Origin of the sequence: Williamwhitmania taraxaci, from assembly GCF_900096565.1 — a bacterium.
Classification (GTDB): domain Bacteria; phylum Bacteroidota; class Bacteroidia; order Bacteroidales; family Williamwhitmaniaceae; genus Williamwhitmania; species Williamwhitmania taraxaci.
Genome location: NZ_FMYP01000110.1, coordinates 765 through 7,262 on the forward strand (window position 1 = coordinate 765; position 6,498 = coordinate 7,262).

Consider the following 6,498-nt stretch of genomic DNA (forward strand, 5'->3'; position numbering starts at 1 on the left):
ATATTGGACCGCAATGCATCGCAAACGCGATTTCCATCCGTGCATATTGGACCGCAATGCATCGCAAATGCAATCGCCTAACCTTTTCCAACCCATCCCCTGCCGATGCTGGCGGGCTGGGGGCTTACGCCTATACACAACAGAAATAGGCTAATCTCTCCGATGTAACCTGAAGGGGTAAGCCTATGCTGGTGTGAAAGTATGCTGTTTCGGTAATTTAGCCACGGGCAGGTTGCCTACTTATGCCGATAAATCTCCCTCCGAGAAAGGATCAGGACTTAAAAACTCATAGGATAAAACCGTTTAACCCGGAATGTAGTTCAACCGGGACCTCTCGCTGGGCACTTCGTGCCGCTTAAGGTCCTATTTATTAGCAGTTGTGTTTTTTACATCTATTTTTCTTTTTTCTTCGCATTGTTTTCTTCTTTTATATCTTGTTCAATAATAATAAAATTTGTTTTCATAAAGTCGTTCAGCTCAGAAAATAAGTCTCGGTAGGGTTGATTTTTTCTACTTCCATAAACCCCATAGTAGTCAAGTTTTACAATTGTGTTACTGTCTATTTGCTCAAACCAAAATTTGAAATAATGATAAGGTTGTCCGTAAAATCCAAGTGTGTCGATTCCGTCGAATTTTGAGTCTTTTGTTAAAGAATTTTTGTCTGCAAGTTGGTTTAGAAAGTCTATTGAAATCACTTTTGCGTTTTTGTCTGTTTGCTTATTTTGAACTGTATATGACGCAAAGTATTTTCCAGAATAGAAACAAGATGTCATAAGGAAAATAAGTCCAAATGACAAAATTATATTTAATTTAAAACATTTTCTAAAATTGTAAATTACTGTCTGCTTTGTCATAAGCTTGTCTGTTCGATTCATAATAATTCCTAAAAAGTCAGCCAAAGATTGTCCAAATTGTCGTTATCGTATAGGTCGCACTTAACATTGCGGGTAACGTTTGATGGTATGTGGCGAAAGGGGATTGCAGGAGTTTCTCACTGTCGAGGTGAACGAAATTTGAGGCGGGTTGTGAACCTGCCAAAGCTGCGAAACCCCTTTTGAAATATACCATTTGTTATAGCTCGTTTTTTTACCATCCATCTAATCTTTGCCCTTTACAGATATATAAACTGTCATTGAATTGGAAAACGTTTTTAAAATTCTTTTTCTCCTTTTTCCCATCTTCACAGTCTTTATTCAAGTAAAAGTGTTCAAAGTAAACCTTCTCAATTATTTTATTATAACCCTTATTAGAATTCACTTTATCTATGACTAAGATACTCTTCTGTTTATACATTTCTGTATTTTCACAATCTCCTCCACCATAAGCAACAATTTTTGAAACATCTAATTTCAAGATATTAATAAAATTCCCATTTTTTTCTTCAACCAATAAAAGTGTCTCACCGTCAAATCCAGCAGCACGAGAATTGTTTGCATAATCCAATCTTATTCCAAATGCACTATTACTCTTTGTTAATTTATATGGTGCTGTATCTATCCAAATTTTATAAAGTGCAATAGCATCTGATTGTGTTGCATGCTCAAAGATTGAATATGTTATAATTTTTCCAGAGTTTGTTAACGTTTTAAACAAATGAATGTCAGCCGACCACCAACCTTCACCTTCGTCAGTTTTTACAGGTATCACATATATTGTTGAATTAGTGTCATATGGTAAGGTCTTATATGTAACAAATTCATTTAAAATTTTGCGTTTATCAATTTTTAACTGGTCATAATAATCATTCAATCTATTTTCTGTCTGGGACAAGCCAGTCAATGAAAACAAACAACTTATTAAAGCTGATATGAAAATCACAATTTTATTCATTTCTTCTTAATAACTAATTTATATTAAAATTCATTTATCGTATTGAAAATCGAAGCTGTGGTTCAATCTAAAATGAGCTATAACTCGTCTATATGTGTGATAAAATCACACAATACATGCCCTATTGGTAGGTATTGTGCGGTTTCAGCGGCACAATTCAAATCTAACCATTTTCGGCTACCTAGGACCTTAGTGGGCCAATATATTTTGCAACGATGCAAATAAAAACTCCTCCACCGCTGGGTTGGTGAGGGAGCGGGATGCCTTGGCGATGTACATAAAGGCTGCAATGCATCACAATCGCAATCGTCTAACCTTTCCACCCCATACCCTGCCGATGCTGGCGGGCTGGAGGCGTACGCCCATACACAAAAGAAAAAGGCTTGCGCCTCCGGTGTAACCTGAAGGGGTAAGCCTATGCTGGTGTGAAAGTATGCTATTCTGATAAGTTAGGCATGGGCAGGTTGCCTACTTGTGCCGGTAAATACTCCTCCGAGAAAGGATAAAGGACTTGAAAACCCATAGGATGAAACCATTGAACCCGGGATGTAATTCAACCGGAAGTTATTCGCTTCGCTCATGAGCCCTTCGGGGTTCTCGCTGGGCACTTCGTGCCGCTTAAAGTCCTATTTATTGGGTGCTGGTGTTCTATTTTCTTTGTCATTTTGCTTTCAAAATGTGGTATGATTTCATTTCTCTACTATTTCCCAATGACCTGTTTTATCGCTTCCGAGGCGTGCTATTATTCCGCTATCTTTAAGTTCTTTTATTTTCCTTTTTACTGTGCTCAAACTTATCTTTAATCTTTCTCCCATTTCGGTTGCTGTTATTTTGTTATTTTGCTTTATCAAATAAAATACAGTGTCATTTTCAGTATCATTCTCAATTTTTACAGTGTCATTTTGCTTTTTTACAGTATCAATGTATTGAACGTGCATTTCTCGATTTATCAGCGGATGGTTTTCACCAAGCAATAAATTAGAAAGAAAGTGAATAAGATATATTTCTGTTTTGTGAATGCCTTTGGATAAATCTTCATAGTTGGCTCGCACAAGTGCATTTCGGAAATACCACGAATGTTCTGCAAATAAGTCGTTATTTACTTCCTTAAAACCAAGTTTTCGAAGATATTTTATTAAAAAAATTGCCGTTGTCCGTGTATTGCCCTCGCCAAAAGTGTGAATCTGCCACAAATCGTTAATAAAATGGGCTATGTGTTCTATGATTTCTTGTTGGCTTAAACCTTTGAATCTAAATTTCTTTTCTTGTTCAAAATCATACTCCAAAGTAACTTTCAAACTCTCAGCACTCGCATATAAAACCGTATCTCCATTTAAAACCCATTCTTGCTTGGTAATGTTATAATCACGGATTCTGCCTGCATGGCTGTAAACGCATTGAAACAACCTGCGATGAATGGTAAGATATTCGGCTGGCGAAAACGTAAAGGTTTGTTCACTTAATATTTCGGCAATTTGTGCCGAAACTTTGTCTGCTTCTTCAGTGCGGTTTTCGGAGTCTTTTTCAGGATGCTGCTTGTAATAACTGTTTATTAACTGTTTTACCTCATCAATGGAAATGTCGCCTTCAATGTTCTGCTTGGCTGTTGCTATCAAATAATCAGAAGGTTTTAACCCATCAACTTGTTGCAATCCGATAGCGGTTTTCCAAACTTTTGCTTTTTCTGCTTTGTTGGGTTCACCTTGCCGTAAATATTCTTCAAAATTATCCATTTTCAGAATTATGTCGTAAGTCGTAAATTTACTTCATTATTGTCAACTTTCAAGATAGCACGGTCATAAGCTCCACTGCGTTACGGTTCCCATCACACGGCTCTTGTTATACAAATCTACCAATACTTTACGAGAAACCTAGTCGCCAGTGGTAAAACAAATTCGGAAATTGTTCCCGTATCCGTTCCAACCATTGATAAGCTCGGTTTAAACTCGTCTTGTACCGTTTATACCTTTGGCATGCCCACCTAACCAGTCGCTTGCGGAGCAGCTGAAAGATTGGGCTCAGCTCATAAATCCTGAACTTGCCGTAGTAGTTCACCCAACCCCGAATAAAGGGTTCGAGGTATTGGGCTACGCCTACTATGCTTTTGTGTGTGAATCAATTTTAGAACAAGGCATTCCCTACCACTGCTGGCAGGCAGGAGGCTTACGCCCATACGCAAAGGAAAAAGGCTTACGCCTCCGGTGTAACCTGAAGGGGTAAGCCTATGCTGGTGTGAAAGTATGCTGTTCTGATGAGTTAGGCCAGTGCAAATGGCCAGCTTATGTCAGTAAATTTCCCTCCGAAAAAGAATAATTGCATTGAAAACCCCATAGAAAAAATCCGTTTAACCCGGGATGTAACTCAACCGGGACCTCTCGCTGGGCACTTCGTGCCGCTTAAGGTCCTATTTATTAGTGGCTGGCGTTCTTGTCCACCGTGTTTGTAAACCATTGTCTTTATTGAGTTGTCGTGTCATTGAGTGTCGGCTGTGCGTTGCGTTTTTTATTTTTTTGAAGCGGTGGAATTTTTTTTAAAACAATTTTTCTTTGGGTCGGCTTTGCAAGCTCTATTAAAAACTTTGGTCGCACGGTCGTCAATAGAATGACCGCTAACGGTTGAGTGTAGCAGCAGTAAGGGATTGCTGGCTACTTTCCTGTCCGCAGACACCGAAGTTTGAGCGGGGTAGAATGCTCGAATACCACGGAAGCCCTTATTGCTGCTACACTTTGTTAGCAAACGGTTTTAATTATTATTCCACCAAAAATCATAATTTACCCCATTCACTGGTATTGTGACCTTGATTTTATCAGCACTTTTATAATTTATATTTATTTGTCCAACTATCCTTTGCTCGTTATCAATTGTATTCAGCTTTAAATAGCCTTGATTCAAGACATTTTGTATTTGATACTGTTGATTTTGAAAATTATTTATGTTTTGTTGAGCGTTTTGTTGAGCTGCATAATTTGCTGCACCATTATAAGATTGAGTATTACTGCGAGATGTTGCTGAACCATAAGTACTACTGCTTCCATATACACTTCCATAAGTATTCCCATAATATCCTGAAGCACTACCATAGCTATTGGCATATCCACTTGTTGATGAAGTCGTTGTTGAACTTGAATAACCTGCTTGATTTGCTGCACTAGATTCTCCAAAAGCAACTAATGCAGCATTCCATGCTTGTCTATTGTTCACTTTTCTCATATATTCATTTGCAGACAGCACTTCGCCAGAAGTTTCAGTTCCGCTTTTTATCATTATTGCGGTAATAGTTTCGGGGTTGAAGTTAAACGATTTCCCAGTCAAATTTTCGATAGCAACATAAGCAACATAATATTTACCATAGGTTCTTTCAATAGATAAATGCATTGTTACAGATATTCCATTATGAACATAGTACTGGAAAGTCTTGCCATCTTTGTAGTAAGATTTACACAGTTTATCCATATCAGTTTCTGATAAAGTTTCACCATTTTTTGAATAAGTGTATACAATTCCTTTCCATTTGGAATTACTATCATCATATCTATCAATAAATAATGCATCTCCTTTACCTTGTAACTCTCCTGTTATATAATAATCCTTAACTAAACCTGAAATATTGCTATTATTATCTAAATTTATGATTCTATAAAATGAGGCAGTTCCTCTTGTATCAACACCTTTCCATTTGCTATCATAATACAAAGTATCAGTAGTTTTTGAACTAAAATTTATTTTATCTGGATTAGTTTTGGAATTATCAGAATTACTATTATCAATTCCATAAAAATTCCATGTACCTGTTGCCCCTTCGATTAAATCAAATTTTGTAATTGATTTAGGTAAAGGTTCAAAAATAGCTGAGAAAGTTATTTGTTTATTGGGGTAAGCAATGGTTATAGCATCTTTATTTGCAATTCCTTCTGTACTAAGTAGGAGAAATTTGATTCCATTAGCTTGAATATAATAAGCACCATCCGAATTGGGTGGATTTAAATAAATATAAATTCCCTTAGATTCAGTCCTGAAATATTCAAACTCAATAATAGTGCTTGATGAACTTCTTTCAACTTTTTTAATTTTCAGGTTTTTTTCGCTCTGACTATTAATATTTGGATAATAAGTCTGAGCATTGATAAATTGTGAAATTGAAAAACAAATCACAAAAAAAAGAATCATTTTATTCATAGTGTTATTTTTTAAACTGTTTGCTAACGGTGGCGGTATGAAATCGTTGGGGACTGCGGGCTACTTTCCTGTCCAGTTACACCGAACTTGATGCGGGGCAGAACGCTTGAATAACTACTTAAACCCCAATGTTTTATACCGCGTGTGTGTGCCTTGAATGGTAAATATAGTAAAAGTTCTTTAAACGGAAGCGTTTTTGGAACAAGTCCAGAGGGTGAAAGTCCCTTGTGCGCGGAGTCGTGTCCGAAGCACTAGCAAGTGGCAAGGTGGTTTGGGGTGACCCATGCACTGAAGTAAGCCAAACGGCAAACGTCTGAACTGACGAACAGGAACGGGATATGAGGCACAGCTGCTCGGGTGAGCAAGCACACCATTGCAAAGCCCAACGAATACAAACAGGGTAGCTATGTAGATCCCGCAGGGTTAGACGGAAGGACATTTACCTTACCGAGGGAGATCTCCCGATGCTCGTGAGCATGTAGGGAGAAGTCA

General features: G+C 37.6%; 6 protein-coding genes. 1 reads left to right on the forward strand and 5 read right to left on the reverse strand.

The window, feature by feature from the left end:
* Nucleotides 1-392 precede the first annotated feature (392 nt).
* The 4 genes from BLS65_RS16755 to BLS65_RS19075 form a co-directional block, all read right to left on the reverse strand.
* Nucleotides 393-854 carry a hypothetical protein gene (locus tag BLS65_RS16755; protein WP_125869929.1) on the reverse strand — a complete coding sequence of 154 codons (462 nt, stop codon included), beginning with the start codon at nucleotides 852-854 and terminating at the stop codon, nucleotides 393-395.
* A gap of 232 nt (nucleotides 855-1,086) precedes the next feature.
* The gene (locus BLS65_RS16760; RefSeq protein WP_092440961.1) at nucleotides 1,087-1,830 is read right to left on the reverse strand and encodes a PA3715 family protein; all 744 of its coding nucleotides are present in this window, start codon (nucleotides 1,828-1,830) and stop codon (nucleotides 1,087-1,089) included.
* 689 nt (nucleotides 1,831-2,519) lie between these two features.
* On the reverse strand, nucleotides 2,520-3,563 hold the full coding sequence (locus BLS65_RS16765) for a Fic family protein (RefSeq protein ID WP_092440962.1): 1,044 nt from the start codon (nucleotides 3,561-3,563) through the stop codon (nucleotides 2,520-2,522).
* 127 nt (nucleotides 3,564-3,690) lie between these two features.
* Nucleotides 3,691-3,885 carry a hypothetical protein gene (locus tag BLS65_RS19075; protein WP_394331469.1) on the reverse strand — a complete coding sequence of 65 codons (195 nt, stop codon included), beginning with the start codon at nucleotides 3,883-3,885 and terminating at the stop codon, nucleotides 3,691-3,693.
* Here BLS65_RS19075 and BLS65_RS18835 point away from each other — a divergent pair.
* A complete protein-coding gene (locus BLS65_RS18835) occupies nucleotides 3,799-4,050 on the forward strand; it encodes a hypothetical protein (protein WP_244500711.1) in 252 nt (83 codons plus the stop codon). The two genes, BLS65_RS19075 and BLS65_RS18835, sit on opposite strands and share 87 nt — an antisense overlap.
* A gap of 522 nt (nucleotides 4,051-4,572) precedes the next feature.
* Here BLS65_RS18835 and BLS65_RS16775 read toward each other — a convergent pair.
* Nucleotides 4,573-6,006 carry a hypothetical protein gene (locus BLS65_RS16775; protein ID WP_092440964.1) on the reverse strand — a complete coding sequence of 478 codons (1,434 nt, stop codon included), beginning with the start codon at nucleotides 6,004-6,006 and terminating at the stop codon, nucleotides 4,573-4,575.
* Nucleotides 6,007-6,498: the final 492 nt, after the last annotated feature.

What these genes read in the sequence shown, in the direction of transcription:
- BLS65_RS16755 (WP_125869929.1), bottom strand. Translation starts at nt 854, where the DNA reads ATGACAAAGCAGACAGTAATTTACAATTTTAGAAAATGTTTTAAATTA.
- BLS65_RS16760 (WP_092440961.1), bottom strand. Translation starts at nt 1,830, where the DNA reads ATGAATAAAATTGTGATTTTCATATCAGCTTTAATAAGTTGTTTGTTT.
- BLS65_RS16765 (WP_092440962.1), bottom strand. Translation starts at nt 3,563, where the DNA reads ATGGATAATTTTGAAGAATATTTACGGCAAGGTGAACCCAACAAAGCA.
- BLS65_RS16775 (WP_092440964.1), bottom strand. Translation starts at nt 6,006, where the DNA reads ATGAATAAAATGATTCTTTTTTTTGTGATTTGTTTTTCAATTTCACAA.